This is a genomic window from Acidovorax sp. GW821-FHT09A11, assembly GCF_059418365.1.
On record NZ_JBWKPS010000001.1, the window covers coordinates 110,244 to 131,811 of the forward strand.

Consider the following 21,568-nt stretch of genomic DNA (forward strand, 5'->3'; position numbering starts at 1 on the left):
GCCAGTGCCCCCGCGCAAGGGCCGCCCCGCCGCGCTGGGGGCGTCCCCCTCCCAGATTGCGAAGCAAACTGAGAGAGGGGCTGAGGGCCGCGGCTCCAAGCCTGCCTGCGCAGGCTTGGACGTGCCCGAAGAGCGGCCGACTCTGGCGGACGCACGGAGGCGCGAAGCGACTCAGGGGGGGCTTCATTTCAGGCCTTGTTTTTGTTGTACACGTCGACCAAAACCGCCGCCAGCAGCACCACGCCCTTGATGACCTGCTGGTAGTCGATGCCGATGCCCAGGATGGACATGCCGTTGTTCATCACCCCCATCACGAAGGCGCCGATGACCGCGCCCATGACCTTGCCCACGCCGCCCGAGGCCGATGCGCCGCCGATGAAACACGCCGCAATCACGTCCAGCTCAAAACCCAGGCCCGCCTTGGGCGTGGCGGTGTTGAGCCGCGCTGCAAACACCAGTCCGGCCAGGGCCGCGAGCACGCCCATGTTGATGAAGGCATACAGCGTGAGCCGCTCGGTCTTGATGCCCGAAAGCCTGGCGGCCTTTTCGTTGCCCCCCATGGCGTAGATGCGGCGGCCAATGGTGGTGCGGCTGGTGACGAAGTCGAACAGCACGATCAGCAGCGCCATCACGATGAGCACGTTGGGCAGCCCCTTGTATGACGCCATGAGGTAGCTGAAGTACACCAGCAGGGCGCCAAACACCACCGTGCGCGCGATGAACAGGCCGGCGGGTTCGGCGCGCACACCGTGCCGCAGGCGGTTGGCGCGTTCGCGCAGGCCGCTCACGGCCAGGGCAGCGGCCACGGCGGCGCCCAGCAGCAGCGAGGTCAGGCGCAGCCCCTCCACGTTGAACAGGTCGGGAATGAAGCCCGAGCTGAGCATCTGGAACGCCGAGGGGAATGGCCCCACCGACTGGCCTGCCAGCAGCGCCAGCGCCAGGCCCTTGAACACCAGCATGCCCGCCAGCGTGACGATGAAGGACGGAATGCGCGAGAAGGCCACGAACCCGCCCTGCACCGCACCGATGAGCCCGCCGCAGAGCAGGCACACCAGCGTGGCGGGTACGAAATGCCAGTTGTATTCGACCATCAGCACCGCTGCCAGCGCGCCGATGAATCCACACACCGAGCCCACCGACAGGTCGATGTGCCCGGCCACGATGACCAGCAGCATGCCCAGCGCCATGATGACGATGTAGCTGTTCTGCAGCACCAGGTTGGTGAGGTTGAGCGGCTGCATCAGCGTGCCGTCCGTCATGTACTGGAAGAAGCCCATGATGGCCACCAGCGTGATCAGCATGCCGTACTCACGGAAGTTGTGCTTGATGTGCTCCAGCAGCGGCTTGTCGTGGTGGGCCGGTGCCTCGGCGGGTGCGCTGGCGAGCGTGGCGGTGGGGGAGGGGGTCATCTGGCTCATTTCAGTTATCCGTTGCGTTGTCCGCTGCCCTTGAGACCGGCGCTGCCCATGCCAGAGCCGCCGCGCAAGGGCCGCCCCGCCGCGCTGGCGGCGTCCCCCTTGAGGGGGAAGGCGCGAAGCGACTCAGGGGGAGCATTGACTATTGCACGCATGATCTTTTCCTGGGAGGCTTCGGCGGTGGGCATCTCGGCCACAAAGCGGCCCTCGTTCATCACGTAGATGCGGTCCGTGATGCCCAGCAGCTCGGGCATTTCGGAAGAGATCACGATCACGCACTTGCCCTCGGCCGCCAGCTGGGCGATGAGGGTGTAGATCTCGTACTTGGCGCCCACGTCGATGCCGCGCGTGGGCTCGTCCAGGATAAGCACCTCGGGGTTGGTGAAGAGCCATTTGCCCAGCACCACCTTCTGCTGGTTGCCGCCCGAAAGGTTCAGCGTCTTCTGGTCCACCCCCGAGCAGCGGATGCGCAGCTTCTCGCGGTAGTCCTGCGCCACCCGGTGCTCGCGGCCGCTGTCGATCACGGTGGCGAACGAAACACCTTCCAGATGCGCCAGGGAGGTGTTGAACTGGATGTCTTCGTTCAGCACCAGGCCATTGCCCTTGCGGTCTTCGGTCACATAGGCCAGGCCGTGGCGCACGGCCTTTTCCACGGTGCCCACGTCGATGGCCTTGCCGTGCAGCCGCACCTCGCCGCTGATGCGCTGGCCCCAGGACCGGCCAAAGATGCTCATGGCCAGCTCGGTCCGGCCCGCGCCCATCAGTCCCGCAATACCGACGATCTCGCCGCGCCGCACGTTCAGGTCGATCCCCTTGAGGTGCTCGCGGTCGCCGTGCTGAGGGTGGTGGGCACGCCAGTCGCGCACTTCAAAAACGATGCCGCCGATCTGCGGCTGGCGCTGGGGGTAGCGATCGCTCATCTCGCGGCCCACCATGGCCTGGATCACGCGGTCCTCGCTCACCGGGCCTTCGCGGCAGTCCAGCATCTGCACGGTGCTGCCGTCGCGCAGCACGGTGATGGCATCGGCCACCCGCGAGATCTCGTTGAGCTTGTGCGAGATCAGGATGCAGGTGATGCCCTGGGCTTTCAGCTCCAGCAGCAGGTCCAGCAGGGCCTGGCTGTCGTTCTCGTTGAGGCTGGCAGTGGGCTCGTCCAGGATCAGCAGGCGCACCTTGCGCGACAGCGCCTTGGCAATCTCCACCAGCTGCTGCTTGCCCACGCCCAGCTGGCCCACCGGTGTGTCGGGCGACTCGCGCAGGCCCACCTTGTGCAGCAGCGCCTGGGCGCGGCTGTGCGCGGCCATCCAGTCGATGACGCCGTGGCGCGCGGTCTCGTTGCCCAGGAAGATGTTTTCGGCGATCGAGAGCAGCGGTACCAGCGCCAACTCCTGGTGAATGATGATGATGCCCAGGTGCTCGCTGTCGCGGATGCCGGAGAACTGACGCTCCTGCCCGTCGAACAGGATCTGGCCGCTGTAGCTGCCGTGTGGGTAGACACCCGACAGCACCTTCATCAGCGTGGATTTGCCCGCCCCGTTTTCGCCGACGATGGCATGGATCTCCCCGGCCTGCACCTGCAGGTTGACCTGGTTCAGCGCCACCACCCCGGGGAAGGTTTTGCGGATGTCCCGCATTTCAAGAAGCATGGTCTCTCAGTCTTTTGGCGGGCTGCGGGCCCGTCCCGGTTGCATGCCGTCCGCTAGGCACCAGAGGTGCCAGGCGGACGGCGGCTCTACGTGCCGAAGCCTGGCATGCCTACTTGATTTGTGATTCCTTGTAGTACCCGCTGCCCACCAGCACCGCGTTCCAGTTGGAGGCATCCACCGACACGGGCTTGAGCAGGTACGAGGGCACCACCTTCACGCCGTTGTGGTAGGTCTTGGTGTCGTTGATCTCCGGCTGCTTGCCCGACAGCGTGGCGTCCACCATGTTGGCGGCCACCTTGGCCAGTTCGCGCGTGTCCTTGAACACGGTGGAGGACTGCTCGCCCTTCAGGATGGACTTGACCGATGGCACCTCGGCGTCCTGCCCGCTGACCACGGGGCAGGGCTGCTGGGCGGTGCAGTAGCCCACGCCCTTCAAGGACGACAGGATTCCGATGGACAGGCCGTCGTAGGGCGAGAGCACGGCATGCACCTTGTCCTTGCCGTAGTAGGCCGACAGCAGGTTGTCCATGCGCGCCTGGGCGACCGAGCCGTCCCAGCGCAGGGTGCCCACCTTGTTCATGCCCGTCTGCTTGCTGCGCACCACCAGCTTGCCGCTGTCGATGTACGGTTGCAGCACGCTCATCGCGCCGTCGTAGAAGAAGAAGGCGTTGTTGTCGTCGGGTGAGCCGCCGAAGAGTTCGATGTTGAACGGGCCCTTGCCCTGCTTCAGGCCCAGCTTGTCCACGATGGACGTGGCCTGCAGCACGCCGACCTGGAAGTTGTCGAACGTGGCGTAGTAGTCCACGTTCTTCGAGCCCTTGATCAGCCGGTCATACGCGATGACCTTCACGCCCTTGTCGGCCGCGTTCTGCAGCACGCGCGAGAGCGTGGTGCCGTCGATGGAGGCAATCACCAGCACCTTGGCGCCCTTGGTGATCATGTTCTCGATCTGCGCGAGCTGGTTGGGGATGTCGTCGTCCGCGTACTGCAGGTCGGTCTTGTAGCCGCGCTCCTTGAGCACCTTGACCATGTTGTCGCCATCGGCGATCCAGCGCGACGAGGACTTGGTGGGCATCGAGATGCCGATGCTGCCCTTGTCCTGGGCATGGACCAGTGGGGTCGCGCCCACGGCGGCCAGCGCCACGGTGGCCAGCACGGCCTTGAAAATTTCGCGCTTCATTTATCTGTCTCCAGGTTCTATGTTTTTTGATGTTGGCCTATGCCATGTCCGCTATCTGTGAAACTGGCGCGCCCCAGGCCAGTGCCGCCGCGCTGGCGCCTTCCCCCTGAGGGGGAAGGCGCGCAGCGACGCAGAGGGCATCAATATTTGCGCTTGGGGAACTCGGCGGCGGCCACTTCCATCGGGAAGATGCCTTCCTCGGTCACGATGCGCTTTTGCACCGCCTTGCCGGCCTTGATGTCCTTCACGGCCGTCATCAGCTGCGGGCCCAGCAGGGGGCTGCATTCCACGCTCACGTTGAGCTTGCCGGCGATCATGGCCTCGAAGGCGCCCTTGACCGCGTCGATGGAGATGATGGTGATGTCCTTGGCGGGCTTGAGGCCGGCTTCCTCGATGGCCTGGATCGCGCCGATGGCCATGTCGTCGTTGTGCGCGTACAGCACGTTGATCTTCTTGCCCTCGGCCTTGAGGAAGGCTTCCATCACCTCCTTGCCCTTGGCGCGCGTGAAGTCGCCGGTCTGCGAGCGCAGGATCTTGAACTTGGGGTCGGCCTTGACGATTTCCTCGAAGCCCTTCTTGCGGTCGATGGCCGGGGCCGAGCCCACGGTGCCCTGCAGCTCGACGATGTTGATGTCGCCCTTCTGGTCCTTCATCTTGTCCACCAGCCAGCGGCCGGCCTTGCGGCCTTCCTCGACGAAGTCCGAGCCCATGAAGGTCACGTACAGGGACTGGTCCTTGACGTTGACCGAGCGGTCGGTCAGCACCACGGGGATCTTGGCGGCCTTGGCCTCGCGCAGCACGTTCTCCCAGCCCGACTCGACCACGGGCGAGAAGGCGATCACATCCACCTTCTGCGCGATGAAGGAGCGGATGGCCTTGATCTGGTTCTCCTGCTTTTGCTGGGCGTCGGAGAACTTGAGCTCGATGCCGGCCTCCTTGGCCGCGGACTTGATCGACTCGGTGTTGGCGGTGCGCCACTCGCTCTCGGCACCCACCTGGCTGAAGCCCAGCACGATGGGCTTCTGGGCCCAGGCGGCGCCCGGGAGCAGCCCGGCAACGGGGGCGCAGGCAAGGGCGGATACGAGGGTCCGGCGGTTCAGTTTCATCATTTGTCTCCTGTCTGTCTGTTGTTGACGCTGTTGTGGAAGAAAGAAATGCACTGCGGGAAAGGGAAGCGGGCGTTTCAGGCGAGCATGTAGCCGGTCTTGACGGTGGTGTAGAACTCGGCGGCGTGGCGGCCCTGCTCGCGCGGGCCGTGGCTCGACTCCTTGCGCCCGCCGAAGGGCACGTGGAAGTCCACCCCCGCCGTGGGCAGGTTGACCATGGTCATGCCGACCACGGCGTTGCGCTTGAAATGCATGGCGTGCCTGAGCGAGGTGGTGCAGATGCCCGCGCACAGGCCGTAGGGCGTGTCGTTGGCCAGTGCCAGCGCATGCTCGTAGTCGTCGGCGCGCAGCACGCAGGCCACGGGGCCGAAGATCTCCTCGCGCGCAATGCGGTGCTCGGGCCTGGCCAGGAACAGCGCCGGGGCCATGTAGTGCCCGGGCGTGGCGCGTTCGAGCCGCTCGCCGCCCCAGACATGCTGGGCGCCCTCGCTCCGGGCGATCTCCACATAAGAGAGGTTCTGCTCCAGCTGGCTGGAGTCCGCGACCGGTCCCATCTCGGTGCCGCGTTCGAGCGCATGGCCCACCTTCAGGGCCACGAGCCGCTGGCGCAGCCGGTCCACGAAGGCATCGTGCACGCTGGCTTCGACGATCAGCCGGCTCGATGCCGTGCAGCGCTGGCCGGTGGAAAAGTACGAGCCCTGCAGCGCGCAGTCGATGGCCTGGTCCATGTCGGCGTCGGCCAGCACCACCAGCGGGTTCTTGCCGCCCATCTCCAGCTGCACCTTGGTGCGGCGTGCCGTGGCCGACTTGAGGATACGGTCTCCGGTATCGACCGATCCCGTAAAGCTGATCGCATTCACCAGCGGGTGTTCCACCAGGGTCTGGCCGACCTCGCGGCCACTGCCCATGAGCAGGTTGAACACGCCGGCCGGAAGGCCGCAGCGGCTGATGATCTCGGCCAGGGCCCAGCCGCAGGCGGCCACCAGCTCGGCGGGCTTGAACACCACCGTGTTGCCATAGGCCAGGGCGGGGGCGATCTTCCAGGCCGGGATCGCGAACGGGAAGTTCCAGGGCGCGATGATGCCGACCACGCCCACGGGCTCGCGGGTCACGTCCACCTGCACGCCCTGGCGCACCGACGCCATGAGCTCGCCCGGGATGCGCAGCGCCTCGCCGGCAAAGAACTTGAAGATCTGGCCGGCGCGGGCCACCTCGGCCACGGCCTCGGGCAGGGTCTTGCCTTCCTCTCGGGCCAGCAGCGTGCCCAGCGCGTCCTTGCGCGCCAGCAGTTCGCTGCCGATCAGGTCGAGCACGTCGGCGCGGCGCTGGGGGCTGCTCTGGCTCCAGTGGGGCAGGGCGTCGGCGGCGGCGCGGATGGCGCGTTCGGTCTGGTTGCGGTCGGCCCGGGCGTATTCGGCCACCACCTCACGGGTGTCCGACGGGTTGGTGCTCACCCCGGTGGTGGTGCCGATCTCCCAGCGCCCATTGATGAGGTGCCGGGGGGTGAGCTGCTGTGTGTCGCCGAGTTTCATGGGAACCTGGGAAAGAACCTTGGTGCGGATGTGCGGCAAAGTCTAAGATCGATTTAGATATCAATCTAATAGTTTTTTTGACAAAATACATATACGTCCACGCATTCTGGAAAACCCCATGAGCACCTACAACCACTGGTTCATCCGCGCACGCCTGAAGACGCGCCAGCTGCTCTTGCTGGTGGCCCTGGCCGAGGAGGGCAACATCCACCGCGCGGCCCAGGTGCTCAGCATGACCCAGCCGGCGGCCTCCAAGCTGCTCAAGGACCTGGAGGACGTGCTGGAGGTTTCGCTGTTCGAGCGCCTGCCGCGCGGCATGCGCCCCACCTGGTATGGCGAGACCATGATCCGCCACGCGCGCATGGCGCTGGCCAGCCTGAACCAGGCCCATGTGGAGCTGGCGGCGCTCAAGACCGGGCACTTCGGCCAGGTGGGCATCGGGGCCATCACCTCGCCGGGCCTGAGCCTGCTGCCCGCCGCCGTGGCCCTGGTCAAGCAGGAGCACCCGAGCCTGCGCATCTCGCTCGATATCGAGACCAGCCCGGTGCTGATGGACCGGCTGGAGCAGGGCAAGCTCGACATCCTGGTGGGCCGGCTGTTCGAGGAGCACGACAAGGCCAACCTGCGCTACGAGCCGCTGAGCGAGGAACTGGTCTGCGCCATGACCCGCCCGGGCCACCCCCTGCTGGGTGTGCCGGGCCTGGCCCTGCGCGACGTGCTGGCCGCGGGCTGGATCGTGCCGCCCGCGGGCAGCGTGCTGCGGCACCGCTTCGACCTGATGTTCCAGCAGGAGGGGCTGGCGCCGCCGGTCAACGTGGTGGAGACCGCGGCCCTGCTGTTCATGACGCGGATGCTGCAGCAAAGCGACATGATCGCCGTGGTGGGGGCCGACGTGGCGCACTACTACGCATCGCACGGCATGGTGTCGATCCTGCCGCTGGCCATGCCCTGCCACATGGACGCCTTCGGCATCATCACCCGCAGCGACCGCCTGCTGTCGCCCGCGGCCAAGGTGATGATGAAAGCGCTCAAGCAGACCAGCCTGGTGCAGTACGGGCGCCGGCTGGAAGCGGGAGACTGAGCGTGCTTCCCTGTCGGAGCTTGTGCTTGTCGGTGCCGCTCGATACTGGCGCGGCATAGGCCGGGACCGCCGCGCAAGGGCCGCCCCGCCGCGCTGGCGGTGTCCCCCTTCTCTCGAATGGCGCAGCCATTCGAGAGAAGGGGGAAGGTGCGAAGCGACTCAGGGGGATGGTCCGAATCACACCCAGCCGGCGTCGACCTTGAATTCCTGCGCGGTGCACATCGCGGCATCGTCGGACGCCAGGAACAGCACCATGCGCGCGATGTCGTGCGGGCGCAGCTTGTCGGGCAGGCACTGGTTGCGCGCCAGTTCCTTCTCGCCCTCGGCGTCGAGCCAGAGCTTGATCTGGCGCTCGGTCATCACCCAGCCGGGCGACACGGTGTTGATGCGGATGCGGTCCTGGCCCAGGGTGCGCGCCAGGCCCCGCGTGAGCCCGTTCACCGACGACTTGGCAATGGCATAGCAGGGGTAGCCTGCGCCCTTGCCCTGCCAGCCCGTGGAGCCCAGGTTGACCACCGAGCCCGCGCCCAGGCGGCGCATGCCGGGCACCACGGCCTGGATGGCGAAGAAGGCCGGGCGCTCGTTGATGGCCATGCGCTCGTCGTAGTAGTCGGGCGTCACGGATTCCAGCGTGTGGCGGTCGTCGCTGGCCACGTTGTTGACCAGCACCGAGAAATCGCCCACCGCTGCCGCTGCACGGGCAATGGAGTCCTGCAGCGCGGCGATGTCGCGCACGTCGCACACCTGCCACCAGGGCCGGGCATGGCCCGCGTCGGCGATCTGCTGGGCCAGCGCCTCGCTGGCTTCGCGCGCCACGTCCACGAAGGCCACGCGCGCACCCTGTTCGGCGAACGCCGCGACGATGGCCGCGCCGATGCCGCTGCCCCCGCCCGTGACGAAGACCGATCGGCCTTGCAGGCTGGGAAACTGGGCGAGCGTGGGCTGGGAGGGGATATGGATATCAGTTGTCATTGCAATTTGTATATCGAAAAATTCCAAAAATAATCATTCCATGCATCAATTGACGTTGATAAGATGCCCGGCGTCAAGAGGCAGGCAGGTAAACAACAAACAGGAGACAAGCTTTGAGCAACCAGAATCCCATGGCAGCGGCCGCTGCGCCGTCGCGATTTCCCGTCCCCACCCTCACGGGGCCCCTGCGCTGCGTGGTCCAAGCCGATGCGCAGCTGGGGGAGGGGCTTGTATGGTCCGTGCGGGAGCAGGTGGTGTATTGGCTGGACATCCTGGGCTGCCGCCTGTACCGGCTGGACCCGGCCACGGGCGTGCAGAGGCAGTGGCGCTTCGACGAAGAGATCTCGGCCCTGGCCGAGCGCCGGGACGCGCCCGGCCTCATCATCACCCTGCGGCGCGGCTTCGCGCTGTTCGACCCGGCCACCGACAGCGCCCCGCACTACCTGCACCAGCCCGCGGCCGAGCTGCCGGGCAACCGCTTCAATGACGGCAAGTGCGACGCGCAGGGCCGCTTCTGGGGCGGCAGCATGGACTTTGATTGCCAGCTGCCCACCGGCGCGCTCTACCGCTACGACCCCGACGGCCGCTGCACGCGCCATGACGAGGGCTTTGTGGTGACCAACGGGCCCACCTGGGCCCTGGCGGAGGGCCGCCAGTGCCTGTACTTCAACGATACGCTCAGTTCCATCACCTGGCGCTACGACTTCGATGCGGCCGCAGGCACCGTTTCCCACAAGCAGATGTGGAAATGCTTCAGTGCCGAGGACGGCCTGCCCGACGGCATGACCACGGACGCCCTGGGCCGCCTCTGGATCGCCCACTGGGGCGGCCACTGCGTGACCTGCCACGACCCCGAGACGGCCGAGGAACTGGGCCGCGTGGTGCTGCCCGCGGGCCAGGTCACCACCTGCGCCTTTGGCGGCGCGGACCTGCGCACGCTGTTCATCACCACCGCGCGGGTCGGCCTCACGCCCGAGCAGCTCGCTGCACAGCCGCTGGCCGGCAGCGTGTTTGCCATCGAGATCGACAGCCCCGGCGTGCCGGCCCATCTGTTCGGCGGCTGACCTCCTTCACGAAAGCATGCGCATGAGCGACGCCACCACCCACCCCATCACCTGGTTGAGCCACGCGGGCCAGCACCTGGGGCTGGTCCCCTCGCTGGGCGGCAGCGTGGCCGCCTGGCAGATCGACGCCCCCGGGCAGCCCGGCGGCCGGATCGACCTCTGGCGCCCCTGGGACGGGGCCACGCCCGATCTGTACAAGATGGCCTCCTTCGCCATGGTGCCCTGGTCCAACCGCATCAGCGGCGGCGGCTTCACGCACGCCGGGCGGTTCCATCCCGTGCGGCCCAACCGCGCTGGCGAGCCGTACCCCATCCACGGCGATGGCTGGCTGCAGCCCTGGGAGATGGCCCAGCCCGCGCCCGACACGCTGCAGATGCAGATGCGCTCCGAGCGCTTTGACGGCAACCCCTACGAGTACGAGTGCGTGCAGACCTTCCGGCTGGTGGAGGGCGGCCTGGACCAGTCGGTACAGGTGCGGCACCTGGGCGCACAGCCGCTGCCCTACGGCCTGGGCCTGCACCCCTGGTTTCCGCGCACGCCCGGCACGCGCATCAGCGCGCCGGTGGGGGCCGTCTGGCTCAGCGGGGCCGACCCGCTGCCCACGGAGCTGACGGCCCGGTTCCCGCCAGGCTGGAACCTGAATGAAGGCATCTCCGCCCACGGCAGCCTGATCGACAACGCCTACACCGGCTGGGGCGGCACGGCGCGCATCGAATGGCCGGAGCGGGGGCTGCAGCTCACCGCGCACATGCCCGACTTCGCGCAGGATGGCGGCGCGGCGGGGCACTTCTGCCTCATCTACCGCCCGCCGCAGGGGCCCGCGTTCTGCTTCGAGCCCATCACCCAGCCCATTGACGCCTTTCACCAGCCTGGGCAGCCCGGCCTGCGCACGCTGGCACAGGGGCAGACGCTGGCGCTGAACGTGCAGTGGCGCCACGGCCGCCTGGATGGCTGAGAATCAACATGAAAAATGGCTCCAGCGCTTTTGGAGAAGGCGCTGGCAGCTATGAAATGTGGAGCGCCTGGTGGCCTGGTCACAGCACCTTGAAGCCGTGCGTGCCATCGCGCCCCAGCTGCTCCACCAGGCCGAACTCCCAGTCCAGGTAGGCCTGCATGGCTTCGCGCGGGCTCTCGGTGCCTTCATAGGGGCGGCGGTAGCGGTCGATGCGGGGCGAGGCCAGGCGTGTCTCGCCATGTTCCAGCGGCAGGCCGGCCGCGATCCAGGCCAGGGTGCCGCCCTCGAGCACATGCACCGGGGCGCCCGTGAGGCGGGCCAGGTCCTGCGCGGCATAGCGGGCCAGCAGGCTGCTGCCGCAGGTGAGCACATAGCGCTGCGCGCGCGGGATGGACTGCACGGCCTGCGCGAGCTGTGAGCGGATCACGAACCACGCGCCGGGGATGTGGCGCAGCGTGTAGTTGGCGCTGGTGGTCAGGTCCAGCACGGCCGTGTGGTCGGCGCCGCCGTCTTGCAGCCAGGCCGCCAGGTGGGCGGGGGTGGCCCAGGCGATGGGGCCTTCGGGTTCGGGCACGGTGTTGGCCACGGCGCCGGTCTCGCTGAAATCCGCCGGCTGCGCGCCGTCGAGCACCCACACTTCCCAGCCCATCTGGGCCAGCCACGATGCGCTCATGTTGGCGCGCACGCCGTCGTCGTCCACCAGCACCAGGCGCGCGCCGCGCACGGCGGCCGTGTGGTCGGTCTCCTGCACCAGCTGGCCGCCGGGGGTGTTGCGAAAGCCGGGCAGGTGGCCGGCCGCGAACTCCTCGGGCGTGCGCACGTCCAGCAGGTAGGTGGTGCGGCCGGCCTCGGCCGCGAAGCGGGCCAGGTCGCCGGCCTGGGCGCGCTGCACGCGGGCCCGGTCGGCCACGTTGCGCGCCTGTTGCGGTGCCTGATTGCGGTCGATGTGCACGGCGGGGTCGAAGCGTCGGCTGGCGCCGCGTTCCAGCGTCTGCCCGGCCAGCAGCCAGCCGATGGTGCCGTTGCGCAAGGCGGCCACGGGGTTGGGGATGCCCGCGTTCACCAGCGACTGCGTGCCGATGATGCTGCGCGTGCGGCCCGCGCAGTTCACGATGATCTGCGTGGCCGGGTTGGGCGCGAGCGCCTGCGCGCGCAGCACCAGCTCGGCGCCGGGCACGCTCACGCCGGTGGGGATGTTCATGGTGTGGTACTCGTCGTAGCGGCGCGCGTCCAGCACCACCACGTCGGCCTGGGCATCGATCAGGGCCTGCACTTCCTCGGCCGCGAGCGAGGGCGTATGGCGCTCGGCCTCCACGAGCTCGCCGAAGGACTTGCTGGGCACGTTCACGTCGATGAACAGCTCGCCCCCGGCATCGCGCCAGCCCTGCAGGCCGCGCGCCAGCAGGGTCACACGGGTGTAGCCCAGCTGCTGGAGCGTGCGTGCCGCGGGTTCGGCCAGGCCCTCGCCATCGTCGTAGACCACGATGAGGGTGTCGCGGCGGGGAATGCGCGCGAAGGCCTCCAGCTCGATCTTGCTGGCCGGCAGGTTGGCGGCGAACAGCGGGTGGCCCTGGGCATAGGGGTCTTCCTCGCGCACGTCGAGCAGGGCGATTTCCTCGCGGGCGAGCAGGGCCTCGCGGACCTGGAGGACGGAAGTCTCTGGAATAGTGGAAGCAGTCATGGGGAAATCGTACGGGTCTTCGAAAACAGGTTCAGGCCGAGGGCGCCGGGCTGCGGGACAGGTCCCAGATGTTCGGAAGCGTCGCATTGCTGTAGCCCGAGATGAAGGGCTTGGCCGTGCCGTCTTCCAGGTACACGCTGCGTTGCACGGCGCCGATGTTGGCGCCATACACGTGGATGCTGATGGAGGTCTGGCCCTCCCACGCATTGTTCACCCGGTGCACGTCGCCGATGGTGGGCGACACGGCATCGACATCGCCGGGCCGCAGCCGGTGCGGTGCGCCCTCTGGCGCCCAGCGCCCATCGGCGGTGCGGGCGAATGCCTGCGAATCTTCGGCGCCGCGCAGCATGCCGATCAGGCCCCACACCGTGTGGTCGTGGATGGGCGTGGCCTGGCCCGGGCCCCACACAAAGCTCACCACCGAGAAGCGGCCCAGCGCATCGGCATGCAGCAGGTACTGCTGGTAGCGGTCGGGGTTCGGCTGCGCAAACGCGGCCGGCAGCCAGTCGTCGTGGGCCACCAGGGCGCCCAGCAGGGCGCCGCCGCGCGCCAGCAATTCTGGCTCCGGCGGCGTACTTTCCACCAGCGCGGCCAGTTGCTGCACGAAGTGGCGCAGGCGGGCGGTGTCGGGCGCTGTGGACGTTGGTGTCGCGCAGGAGGCGGGCTGCGGCAGGGCCGTGGAGGCGAGGGCATTCATGCGCTGTATTGCACCAGTGTCCGGCGCGGGGGTGTGCGGAATCTTTTGCATATGCATCTCCGTTTTTCTTCGTTCTCTTTTGGTGCCCGTGCGCATGCAATGCGGTCAGCGGGCTGCGGATGCGCGGCCATTTTGTCTTTTTCACACAAAAGGTGCAGGGCATGAACAACAAGGGTCAGATTCTGGGTGGGGGAGAAGCGCGCTGGTCGCGCCGGCAGTTGCTGCGGGCCACGGGCGCGGCCACGGTGGTGGGCGCCTCGGGCGTGGTGGGCAGCCACGTGCTGGCCGCCGGCAAGCTGCGCGAGGTGAAGCTGGCGTGGAACGCCAATGCCATCTGCCTGTCGGCCGCCCCGGTGGCGATCGAGCGTGGCATCTTCGAAAAGCACGGCCTCAAGGTCGAGCTGGTCAACTTCGCCGGTTCCACCGACCAGCTGCTGGAGACCATCGCCACCTCCAAGGCCGACGCCGGCCTGGGCATGGTGCACCGCTGGATCAAGCCGCTGGAGTCGGGCTTCGACGTGAAGCTGGTGGGCAGCTCGCACGGCGGCTGCTCGCGCCTGGTGGGCTACGAAGCGGCGGGCGTGACCAGCCTGCAAAAGCTCAAGGGCAAGACCATTGCCGTGTCGGACCTCAACAGCCCGGGCAAGAACTTCTTCTCGGTGCTGCTCACCAAGGCCGGCCTGAACCCCGAAAAGGACGTGACATGGCGCCAGTTCCCCGGCGACATGCTGGGCCTGGCCGTGGAAAAGGGCGAGGCCCAGGCCATTGCCGACGGCGACCCCAACCTGCTGCTGATCCAGCGCCGCACCAAGGGCCTGGTGGACCTGGCCTCCAACCTCTCGGGCGAGTACGCGGCCAAGACCTGCTGCGTGCTCGGCGTGAGCGGCGCCCTGGTACGCAACGACAAGGGCACGGCCGCGGCCCTCACGCGCGCCATCATCGAGGCCTCGGACTTCGTGGCCGACAACCCGAACGAGACGGCGCGCATCTTCAGCCCTTACTCCAAGGTGCCGCAGGACGACCTGCGCGCCGTGCTGGGCACGCTCACGCACCGCAGCCACCCCGTGGGCACGGCCCTGCGCCAGGAGATCGAGTTCTACGCGCGCGACTTCAAGCTGGTGGGGGTGCTCAAGCCCTCCACCGATCCCGCACGTTTCGCCGCCCACGTGCATGCCGACGTGCTGGCCTGAAGTGGCGCATTCCCTGAGTCGCTTCGCGCCTTCACCCCTCTCTCGCATTGCCGCGCAATGCGGGAGGAGGACGCCCCCAGCTCGGCGCGGTGCGGTGCCCCTTGCGCGGGCGCACTGGCTGTGGGCGCGCCAGTTTCACGGGTTGTGGGCGATGCGCATCGCCACACGAGCTGACATTCACCGGAGTTTGCCATGAGCACCGTTGCCGACCATATCCTGCCAGCGCCCAATTCCGTGGCCGAGGCGCCCCGGGCGCGACGCCCCGCGGCGCCTCCCGCGAAGGTGGCCGCGCCCGCCGCATTCGGCGCGGCCCGGCCCATTCCCGCCTTCTGGCGGACGGGCCTGTTGGCCGCCGCCGCCTGGGCGGCGCTGGGCCTGCTGACCTACCTGTGGCCCAACAAGCCGGCAGGCTTCAGCGAGTGGGCATTCACCGAAGAATTCGCCATCGGTGCCGGTGCCGTGGCAGTGCTTCTGGCGGTGCTGGCGTTCGTTGCGGGCGCGCTGGGGCCCGTGGGCCACAAGGTGCGGCGGGCCGGCCCCTGGCTGGTGGCCATCGCCGCCGGCCTCACGGTGTGGGAGGTGTTCACCGCCAAGCTGGGCACCTTGCCGCCCCCGTTCTTCGCACCGCCGCAAAGCCTGGTGGAGGTCTACGCCACCGACTGGGCGCGCCTGCTGGAAAGCGCGGGCGCATCGGTCCGCCTGCTGGCGCTGGGCATCGCCATCGGCGCGGCGGCGGGTTTCACCACGGGCGTGCTCATCGGCTGGTCGCGCCAGGCCAGCTACTGGATCCACCCGGTGCTGCGCATCCTGGGCCCCGTGCCCACCACGGCGCTGCTGCCGGTGAGCTTCTATTTCTTTCCGTCGAGCTGGTCCACGGCGATCTTCCTGATCGCGCTGGGCACGGCCTTCCCGGTCGCCATCCTCACCTGGTCGGGCGTGGCGGGCGTGCACAAGAACTACTACGACGTGGCGCGCACCATGGGCGCGTCGCCCTGGTTCCTGGTGCTGCGCGTGGCCATCCCGGCGGCGCTGCCGCAGGTGTTCGTGGGCCTGTTCATGGGCCTGGGCGCGGCGTTCTCCACCCTGGTGGTGGCCGAGATGCTGGGCGTGAAGGCCGGCCTGGGCTGGTACCTGACCTGGGCCCAGGGCTGGGCGGCGTACCCCAACATGTACGCCGCGCTGATCGTGATGGCGCTGCTGTTCTCGGGCGTGATCACCTTGCTGTTCGTGCTGCGCGACCGGGTGCTGTCGTGGCAGAAGGGGGTGGTGAAATGGTGAGCACCGCGACCGCCCCTGAAGCGGGTGTGGGAGCCAAGGTGACGGGCGCACGCATCGACGTGCGCAATGTCAGCCACTGGTTCGACCTGCCCGCCGGCCCGCTGCACGTGATCGACGAGCTGGACCTGTCCATCGCCCCCGGCGAGTTCGTGGCCCTGCTCGGGCCCAGCGGCTGCGGCAAGAGCACCTTGCTGCGCCTGGTGGCGGGGCTGGAGCCCGCGACCACGGGCGAGCTGCTGCAGGACGGCGCGCCCATCACCGACCCCGATCCCTCGCGCATCGTGGTCTTCCAGGACCCCACGCTGTTTCCCTGGCGCACCGTGTGGGACAACGTGGCCCTGGGCCTGCAGGCGCGCGGCATCCTGCGCCAGCAGCGCCACCGGGTGGACGAAGCGCTGCGCCTGGTCGGCCTGCAGGACTTTGCCAAGGCCTTCCCGCACCAGCTGTCGGGCGGCATGGCGCAGCGCGTGGCATTGGCCCGTGCGTTGGTCAACGACCCGAGCCTCCTGGTGCTCGACGAGCCGCTGGGCAAGCTCGACTCGCTCACGCGCCTGACCATGCAGACCGAGCTCGTGGACCTGTGGCTGCGCACGGGTTTCTCGGCCCTGCTGGTCACGCACGATGTGGAAGAGGCGCTCTTCATGGCCCAGCGCGTGGTGGTGTTCTCCGACCGGCCCGCGCGCATCCAGCAGGTGCTGGTGAACGATTTGCCCTACCCGCGCCACCGCGGCGACCCGCGCCTTGCGGCCCTGCGCCACGAGGCCCTGGCGTTGCTGGGCCTGGGTGCGAGCTGGTAGGCCAGCGGGTTGTCGCCGGATCTGCTGAACGGCCTGCTCGAAGGCCTGCTCGCCGCGCAGCAGGGCCTGCGCGCGGTGCTGCATGCGCTGGGCCTGGCGCCGGAAGTCCATGGCCAGCCCGCATGGCCGTGGGGGCACCGCATCGCGGCCGAGATGCTGGCGGTGGACGCGGGCCACGCGCGGCAGGTGCTGCTGTCCCTGCTGTGCGCGGGGGCCGCGCTGCTGGCCCTGGCGGTGTCGCTGCCCTTCCAGCGCGCGCGCCCGTGGCTGATCGCCTTGGCGGCCGCATTGCTGGTGTTTGCCCCCTGGCCCCAGGCGCACCTGCTGCTCGCGCCCGCCGTGCCCACCAGCCTGCACCAGTCGCCCACCGGTTTCGCTGCCGGGGGCATCGTCCGCGGCCAGGCTGTCTACCAGCAGCACTGCGTGCGCTGCCACGGCGCCGATGGCCGGGGCGAAGGCCCCGATGCCCCGCAGCTGGCCCAGTGGCCGCCCAACCTGAACGGCGCGCTGCTGTGGAAGCGGCTCGACGGCGAGCTGTTCTGGCGTGTGCGCGAGGGCATGCACAACCGCGCCGGCGTGCAGACCATGCCGGGCGTGGGCAGCGCGCTGCGCGACGAAGAAATCTGGGACGTGCTGGACTACCTGCAGGCCCATGCCGCAGGGCAGATGCTGCGCGAGGCCGGCACCTGGGACCGGCCCGTGCGCCTGCCCGGCATGGCCGTGCAGTGCCGCCATGGCCGGGCCCGCCAGAGCCGGGACCTGGTGGGCCAGCGCGTGCGTGTGGCCGTGGCGGGCCCGGGCGTGCCGCTGGTGGCCGATGACCCGCGCCTGGTCACCCTGGTGGCGGGCGCCTTGCCGGCGGGCGCCGATGCCGAGTGCCAGCCGCAGGGCGATCCGCAGCACAAAAGCGCCGTGGAGCAGGCGCTGGCCCTGGTGCTGGGCGTGTCTGCCGCCGAACTGCCGGGCTACCAGCTGATCGTGGACCGCGCGGGCTGGCTGCGTGCGCGGGGCCAGCCCGGCAAGGCCGCGTGGTCCGAGGACGACCTGGTCTGCCGGGCCACCGCCGCGCCCGCGCCGCCGGTCGGGGCCGCCACGGCGCCGGTGGATGGCCTGCAGGCGCTCATACGCCGCATGGACGCCGAGCCGGTGCGCCTTGTGCGAGGAGGCTTTCCCCACTGAGCACCGGGCCTTGGGCCGCCGTGGGGCCAGGGCCCGGAAAATGAATGAAAACGGCTTGCAGCGCCGTTGGATAAGCGCTGATAGCTATCAATGAGATAGCATTTCGCCACGGCCTCGGTGGCTCACACTCCCGGCTGGACCAGGTTGATGAGATTGCCGCACGTGTCCTCGAACAGCACCGCCTTGATGGGCCCCATGGCCAGGGGCGTGCCACGGAACGCCACGCCCCGCTCCGAAAGCCTGCGGAACTCCGCATCGATGTCATGGGTCATGAACGCGGTGGCCGGAATGCCCGCCTCGAACAAGGCCTTCTGGTAGACCCGCGCGGGCGCGAAGGCCATGGGCTCCAGCACCAGCTCGACGCCCGTGGCGCCTTCCGGCGATGTCACGGTGAGCCAGCGGAAGGTGCCCATGGGAATGTCATGCTTCTTCTCGAAGCCAAGGACCGTGGTGTAGAAGTGCAGGGCGTGGTCCTGGTCTTCGACGAACAGGCTGGAGAGCGTGATTTGCATGGGTTCTTCCTCGCGGTTTTCGTGGGGGGAGGGGCTGCCGGGCCGGAACCTCCCTGGATTCCGGCGGCCTGTGGGCCGGATTCTCCACGGTACGGCTTCGCGCCGCCACCGCGCCACCCCGAAGCACAAAAGCCCGCGAATGCGGGCTTTGTACAGGGAATGGCGGGCCACGGGCGGCGAGAAAGCTAGGGCTTCTCTATGTATCCCGGCTCGGCGGCCTCGTCCGCGGGCTCCTTGGGCGCTTCGGGTTCGACCACCTGGCCCACGGCCGCGCCGCCGAGGGCGCCGGCAATGGCGCCTGCCGTGCCGCCCACGAACACGCCCACGGGCCCGGCCACCGCCACGCCCACGGCCGCGCCGGCGGCGGCTCCGGCCATCATGCCGCCCCCCATCAGGGCGGATTTGGACTCGCGCTCGGATTCACTCGGGCTCAGGGTATGTTGCGCGGCGGGGTCGGGGTCCTGCGAGGGGACGCCGTGGCCGGGCACGGCCTGTGCGGCCAGGTCGGGGTCGATGGGTTTTTCCTCGGCCACGGGATTCGAGAGGGTGTTCATGGGGCTCTCCTTGTCGTGTTGCGGGCAGGCGAGCAATGTCACTCGCTGCATTCATTCTTGGACGGGGGGGGCGCGCTGCCCGCCATCCAAGGAATCGGCCGCCTGTCGGACAAATGCCCGTGGCGCGGGCCTGCTTGACGGGGGGCAAGGAGCGGGCGGCCCCGGGGCCGGCCCGTGGCGCAAGGGTGCGAACGCGCGGCGGCCGCGCCGCAGCCAGGGTTTGGGTATGAAAAGTGCCGCTGCCGACCATCCATCCAGCGGTAGTTGCTATAAAAGGAGAAGCGTTGGCGAGAAACGGCCGGCCGCCGCTACATCGGCTCCAGCCGCGCCCTCTTCATCATGGTTTCCGTGAACGCTATTTCCTTGCCGAAAGCGCGTGTGAAGGCCTCGCTGTCCTGCACGAAGACCTGGCCGCCCTGTTCTTCCAGCGCGCTCACGACGGCGGGCTGCCTGAGCGCGGCATCGAGGGCGGCGCGCACGCGCGCGACGATGGCGTCGGGCGTGCCGGTGGGCACCGAGACACCGCCCCACGACGTCAGCTCCACGCCGGGCACCTGCAGCTCCGCCAGCGTGGGCACGCCCGGCAGCTTGGGGTTGCGCCGGGGGCCGGTCACGGCCAGGGCCCGCAATTTTCCAGCCTGGATGTTGGCGTACGCCACCGAGGTGATGGGGGCGCCGAAAGTCACCTGCTGGCCCATCACGGCATTCACGATCTCCGAGGCGCCCTTGTAGGGCACGTGGGTGGCTTCGGCCTGGGCCACGCTCAGCAGCATCTCCACCCCCAGGTGCGACGGGGTGCCGATGCCGCCCGACGCGTAGTCGATCTTGCCCGGCTGGGCGCGCATGCGGGTGAGCAGTTGCTCCAGCGTGCGGATGTCGGAGCTCGCGTGCACGATCACCGTGGTGTCGGAACTGGTGAGCCCGATCACGTGGCGGAAGTCCTTGAGCACGTCATACCCGGGCGCCTTGTACATGCGCATGCTGGCCGCCATGGGCGAGCCCGAGTAGATCCAGGTGTAGCCGTCCGGCGCGGCCTTGGCCACCTGCCGCGCGCCCAGGTTGCCGCCCACGCCGCCACGGTTCTCGATGACCACGGGCTGGCCCAGTTCCCTGGACACGGCCTCGGCCACGATGCGGGCCGTGGTGTCGGGCCCCGTGCCGGCCAGATAGGGCACCACCCACTTGATGGCGCGGCTGGGCCAGGGGGCGGAGGCCAGGGCGGGCGGGCCCGCCAGCAGCGGCAGCAGGCTGGCGGCCAGCAGGGCGCGGCGGCGCGGGGAGGATGGGGAATGGGTTGTCATGTCTTGTCTCCTTGTGATTGTCGGGTGGGTGCGCTCGCGCACTGGGCACCGTTGTGGCGGTATGGCGGACCGGAGCAACTGGCCTGGCCCGGGCCGGGGCCTGCGCGCCGCAGCGGCGGCGCAGCCGCTCAGGGGGCTGCCAGCAATTCCTTGGCGATGGTGTTGCGCTGGATCTCGCTCGTGCCCGTGAGCACCCGGTACATGCGCAGCATGCGGAACAGGAATTCCACGCGCCGGCCCTGCACGATGCCTTCGCCGCCGTGGATCTGCACCGCGCGGTCGGCAATGCGGAACGCCGCTTCCGAGCAGAACAGCTTGGCCATCGCTGCCTGCGCGCGCGGATCGCCGCCCGCGTCGATCTGCCGGGCGGTGGCCAGCATCAGCCCGCGCGCGGCGGCCCAGTCGGTCGCCATGTCGGCCAGCATGTGCTGAATGGCCTGGAACTGCCCGATGGCGCGGCCGAACTGCTGGCGCTGCTGCGCGTAGTCGCGCGCATCGCGCAGCGCCACCTGGGCCAGGCCCAGCATGGCGGGGCAGTGCAGTAGCCGGTTCACGGTGATGCGGCCCAGCGCCAGCGCCAGGCCCCGGCCCGGCTCGCCGATGAGGTGGGTGGCCGGCACGCGCGCGCCGTCCAGGGCGATGTTGCCCGTGCTCGTCTGGCCCGCCATGGTCTTGTAGCCCGCCTGCACGCGCACGCCGGGCGCATGCAGGTCCACGAAGAACGCGGACACCTCGCGCTGCGCCGGATCGGTGGCGGTGGAGGCCATCAGCACCGCATAGTCGGCAAAGGGCGAGCCCGAGATGAAGCGCTTCTCGCCGGTGAGCACGTAGTGGTCGCCATCCTTCACGGCGCGGGTCTGCACGTTGCCCGCGTCCGAGCCCGCCTCGGCCTCGGTCAGCGCAAAGCAGATCGCCATGTCGGCCTGCGCCACGGGCAGGATGAAGTTCTGCAGCTGGAACGGCGTGGCGACGCGCGCCAGCGCGCCCACGCGCGGCGGGCCGCTCAGCTCGCCGAACACATGCGGCGCGAAGGGCGAGCCGCTGGCATAGATCGCTTCCTTCACGAGCACATGGTCCAGCACCGACAGGCCCAGGCCGCCCATCTGCGGAGGCAGCGTCATGCCGTAGAAGCCCAGCGCGTGCGAACGTTTCCACACCTGGCGCAGCAGCGCCTTGCCGGGGCTGTTCTCGTGGTCGATGCCATGCTCGCGCGCCAGCGCGGCCAGCTCGCCGTGCAGGTACTCGTTGATGCGGGTGATCAGCTCGGCCGCCTGCGGCGAGCCTTCGAACGGCACGCCCGGAAACAGTGGCGCGGGGATGGGGGAGGTGATGTCGTGGTTGTTCATGTCGAGATTCCTTGTCGGTTGTGGTGCCGACTGGATGTGGAAACTGGCGCGGCCCGGTGCCGCGGACGCGGGGCGAGGGCCG

General features: G+C 68.8%; 19 protein-coding genes. 7 read left to right on the plus strand and 12 right to left on the minus strand.

Going from position 1 to position 21,568, the window contains the following annotated elements:
- Positions 1–188 precede the first annotated feature (188 nt).
- The 5 genes from mmsB to AC07PV_RS00535 form a co-directional block, all read right to left on the minus strand.
- On the minus strand, positions 189–1,418 hold the full coding sequence (gene mmsB / locus AC07PV_RS00515; RefSeq protein WP_494629063.1) for a multiple monosaccharide ABC transporter permease: 1,230 nt from the start codon (positions 1,416–1,418) through the stop codon (positions 189–191).
- 5 nt (positions 1,419–1,423) lie between these two features.
- Complete coding sequence (mmsA, locus tag AC07PV_RS00520) at positions 1,424–3,061, minus strand: multiple monosaccharide ABC transporter ATP-binding protein (RefSeq protein ID WP_492253410.1); 1,638 nt, start codon at positions 3,059–3,061, stop codon at positions 1,424–1,426.
- A gap of 109 nt (positions 3,062–3,170) precedes the next feature.
- The gene (chvE, locus tag AC07PV_RS00525; RefSeq protein ID WP_494595988.1) at positions 3,171–4,241 is read right to left on the minus strand and encodes a multiple monosaccharide ABC transporter substrate-binding protein; all 1,071 of its coding nucleotides are present in this window, start codon (positions 4,239–4,241) and stop codon (positions 3,171–3,173) included.
- A gap of 140 nt (positions 4,242–4,381) precedes the next feature.
- Positions 4,382–5,347 carry an ABC transporter substrate-binding protein gene (locus AC07PV_RS00530; RefSeq protein ID WP_369642702.1) on the minus strand — a complete coding sequence of 322 codons (966 nt, stop codon included), beginning with the start codon at positions 5,345–5,347 and terminating at the stop codon, positions 4,382–4,384.
- A gap of 77 nt (positions 5,348–5,424) precedes the next feature.
- Positions 5,425–6,879, minus strand: coding sequence for an aldehyde dehydrogenase family protein (locus AC07PV_RS00535; protein WP_494629064.1), 1,455 nt, complete (start codon positions 6,877–6,879; stop codon positions 5,425–5,427).
- A gap of 118 nt (positions 6,880–6,997) precedes the next feature.
- On the opposite strand from AC07PV_RS00535, the gene AC07PV_RS00540 reads away from it, so the two are divergent.
- Positions 6,998–7,960 (plus strand): LysR substrate-binding domain-containing protein, encoded by a 963-nt coding sequence (locus AC07PV_RS00540; RefSeq protein WP_218294635.1) that lies wholly within the window; start codon positions 6,998–7,000, stop codon positions 7,958–7,960.
- Between the two features lie 177 nt (positions 7,961–8,137).
- On the opposite strand, the gene AC07PV_RS00545 is transcribed toward AC07PV_RS00540, so the two are convergent.
- Positions 8,138–8,932, minus strand: coding sequence for an SDR family NAD(P)-dependent oxidoreductase (locus AC07PV_RS00545; RefSeq protein WP_494629066.1), 795 nt, complete (start codon positions 8,930–8,932; stop codon positions 8,138–8,140).
- A gap of 131 nt (positions 8,933–9,063) precedes the next feature.
- On the opposite strand from AC07PV_RS00545, the gene AC07PV_RS00550 reads away from it, so the two are divergent.
- Positions 9,064–9,996, plus strand: coding sequence for an SMP-30/gluconolactonase/LRE family protein (locus AC07PV_RS00550; protein ID WP_494629466.1), 933 nt, complete (start codon positions 9,064–9,066; stop codon positions 9,994–9,996).
- Positions 9,997–10,018: 22 nt separating this feature from the next.
- Positions 10,019–10,951, plus strand: coding sequence for an aldose 1-epimerase (locus AC07PV_RS00555; protein ID WP_494629067.1), 933 nt, complete (start codon positions 10,019–10,021; stop codon positions 10,949–10,951).
- A 79-nt stretch (positions 10,952–11,030) separates the two neighbouring features.
- On the opposite strand, the gene AC07PV_RS00560 is transcribed toward AC07PV_RS00555, so the two are convergent.
- Together AC07PV_RS00560 and AC07PV_RS00565 are read right to left on the minus strand one after the other, a co-directional pair.
- Positions 11,031–12,632 (minus strand): rhodanese homology domain-containing protein, encoded by a 1,602-nt coding sequence (locus AC07PV_RS00560; protein ID WP_494629068.1) that lies wholly within the window; start codon positions 12,630–12,632, stop codon positions 11,031–11,033.
- A gap of 31 nt (positions 12,633–12,663) precedes the next feature.
- Positions 12,664–13,329, minus strand: coding sequence for a cysteine dioxygenase family protein (locus AC07PV_RS00565; protein ID WP_494629070.1), 666 nt, complete (start codon positions 13,327–13,329; stop codon positions 12,664–12,666).
- Between the two features lie 161 nt (positions 13,330–13,490).
- On the opposite strand from AC07PV_RS00565, the gene AC07PV_RS00570 reads away from it, so the two are divergent.
- The 4 genes from AC07PV_RS00570 to AC07PV_RS00585 all read left to right on the plus strand — a co-directional run bounded on the left by AC07PV_RS00570 (position 13,491) and on the right by AC07PV_RS00585 (position 17,773).
- Positions 13,491–14,519 carry an ABC transporter substrate-binding protein gene (locus AC07PV_RS00570; protein ID WP_218294640.1) on the plus strand — a complete coding sequence of 343 codons (1,029 nt, stop codon included), beginning with the start codon at positions 13,491–13,493 and terminating at the stop codon, positions 14,517–14,519.
- A 192-nt stretch (positions 14,520–14,711) separates the two neighbouring features.
- Positions 14,712–15,797 (plus strand): ABC transporter permease, encoded by a 1,086-nt coding sequence (locus tag AC07PV_RS00575; RefSeq protein ID WP_492804841.1) that lies wholly within the window; start codon positions 14,712–14,714, stop codon positions 15,795–15,797.
- The gene (locus tag AC07PV_RS00580) at positions 15,791–16,594 is read left to right on the plus strand and encodes an ABC transporter ATP-binding protein (protein WP_494629071.1); all 804 of its coding nucleotides are present in this window, start codon (positions 15,791–15,793) and stop codon (positions 16,592–16,594) included. The genes AC07PV_RS00575 and AC07PV_RS00580 overlap by 7 nt, the downstream gene beginning before the upstream one ends.
- A gap of 9 nt (positions 16,595–16,603) precedes the next feature.
- Positions 16,604–17,773, plus strand: coding sequence for a c-type cytochrome (locus AC07PV_RS00585; protein WP_492253401.1), 1,170 nt, complete (start codon positions 16,604–16,606; stop codon positions 17,771–17,773).
- 122 nt (positions 17,774–17,895) lie between these two features.
- On the opposite strand, the gene AC07PV_RS00590 is transcribed toward AC07PV_RS00585, so the two are convergent.
- The 4 genes from AC07PV_RS00590 to AC07PV_RS00605 form a co-directional block, all read right to left on the minus strand.
- Positions 17,896–18,285, minus strand: a complete 390-nt coding sequence (locus tag AC07PV_RS00590) for a VOC family protein (RefSeq protein WP_494595970.1) — start codon at positions 18,283–18,285, stop codon at positions 17,896–17,898.
- 185 nt (positions 18,286–18,470) lie between these two features.
- The gene (locus tag AC07PV_RS00595) at positions 18,471–18,839 is read right to left on the minus strand and encodes a hypothetical protein (RefSeq protein WP_218294645.1); all 369 of its coding nucleotides are present in this window, start codon (positions 18,837–18,839) and stop codon (positions 18,471–18,473) included.
- A gap of 308 nt (positions 18,840–19,147) precedes the next feature.
- Positions 19,148–20,140, minus strand: a complete 993-nt coding sequence (locus tag AC07PV_RS00600; protein WP_494629072.1) for a Bug family tripartite tricarboxylate transporter substrate binding protein — start codon at positions 20,138–20,140, stop codon at positions 19,148–19,150.
- Between the two features lie 128 nt (positions 20,141–20,268).
- The gene (locus AC07PV_RS00605; protein ID WP_218294647.1) at positions 20,269–21,486 is read right to left on the minus strand and encodes an acyl-CoA dehydrogenase family protein; all 1,218 of its coding nucleotides are present in this window, start codon (positions 21,484–21,486) and stop codon (positions 20,269–20,271) included.
- Positions 21,487–21,568: the final 82 nt, after the last annotated feature.

What these genes read in the sequence shown, in the direction of transcription:
- mmsB (WP_494629063.1), bottom strand. Translation starts at nt 1,418, where the DNA reads ATGAGCCAGATGACCCCCTCCCCCACCGCCACGCTCGCCAGCGCACCC.
- mmsA (WP_492253410.1), bottom strand. Translation starts at nt 3,061, where the DNA reads ATGCTTCTTGAAATGCGGGACATCCGCAAAACCTTCCCCGGGGTGGTG.
- chvE (WP_494595988.1), bottom strand. Translation starts at nt 4,241, where the DNA reads ATGAAGCGCGAAATTTTCAAGGCCGTGCTGGCCACCGTGGCGCTGGCC.
- AC07PV_RS00530 (WP_369642702.1), bottom strand. Translation starts at nt 5,347, where the DNA reads ATGAAACTGAACCGCCGGACCCTCGTATCCGCCCTTGCCTGCGCCCCC.
- AC07PV_RS00535 (WP_494629064.1), bottom strand. Translation starts at nt 6,879, where the DNA reads ATGAAACTCGGCGACACACAGCAGCTCACCCCCCGGCACCTCATCAAT.
- AC07PV_RS00540 (WP_218294635.1), top strand. Translation starts at nt 6,998, where the DNA reads ATGAGCACCTACAACCACTGGTTCATCCGCGCACGCCTGAAGACGCGC.
- AC07PV_RS00545 (WP_494629066.1), bottom strand. Translation starts at nt 8,932, where the DNA reads ATGACAACTGATATCCATATCCCCTCCCAGCCCACGCTCGCCCAGTTT.
- AC07PV_RS00550 (WP_494629466.1), top strand. Translation starts at nt 9,064, where the DNA reads ATGGCAGCGGCCGCTGCGCCGTCGCGATTTCCCGTCCCCACCCTCACG.
- AC07PV_RS00555 (WP_494629067.1), top strand. Translation starts at nt 10,019, where the DNA reads ATGAGCGACGCCACCACCCACCCCATCACCTGGTTGAGCCACGCGGGC.
- AC07PV_RS00560 (WP_494629068.1), bottom strand. Translation starts at nt 12,632, where the DNA reads ATGACTGCTTCCACTATTCCAGAGACTTCCGTCCTCCAGGTCCGCGAG.
- AC07PV_RS00565 (WP_494629070.1), bottom strand. Translation starts at nt 13,329, where the DNA reads ATGAATGCCCTCGCCTCCACGGCCCTGCCGCAGCCCGCCTCCTGCGCG.
- AC07PV_RS00570 (WP_218294640.1), top strand. Translation starts at nt 13,491, where the DNA reads ATGAACAACAAGGGTCAGATTCTGGGTGGGGGAGAAGCGCGCTGGTCG.
- AC07PV_RS00575 (WP_492804841.1), top strand. Translation starts at nt 14,712, where the DNA reads ATGAGCACCGTTGCCGACCATATCCTGCCAGCGCCCAATTCCGTGGCC.
- AC07PV_RS00580 (WP_494629071.1), top strand. Translation starts at nt 15,791, where the DNA reads ATGGTGAGCACCGCGACCGCCCCTGAAGCGGGTGTGGGAGCCAAGGTG.
- AC07PV_RS00590 (WP_494595970.1), bottom strand. Translation starts at nt 18,285, where the DNA reads ATGCAAATCACGCTCTCCAGCCTGTTCGTCGAAGACCAGGACCACGCC.
- AC07PV_RS00595 (WP_218294645.1), bottom strand. Translation starts at nt 18,839, where the DNA reads ATGAACACCCTCTCGAATCCCGTGGCCGAGGAAAAACCCATCGACCCC.
- AC07PV_RS00600 (WP_494629072.1), bottom strand. Translation starts at nt 20,140, where the DNA reads ATGACAACCCATTCCCCATCCTCCCCGCGCCGCCGCGCCCTGCTGGCC.
- AC07PV_RS00605 (WP_218294647.1), bottom strand. Translation starts at nt 21,486, where the DNA reads ATGAACAACCACGACATCACCTCCCCCATCCCCGCGCCACTGTTTCCG.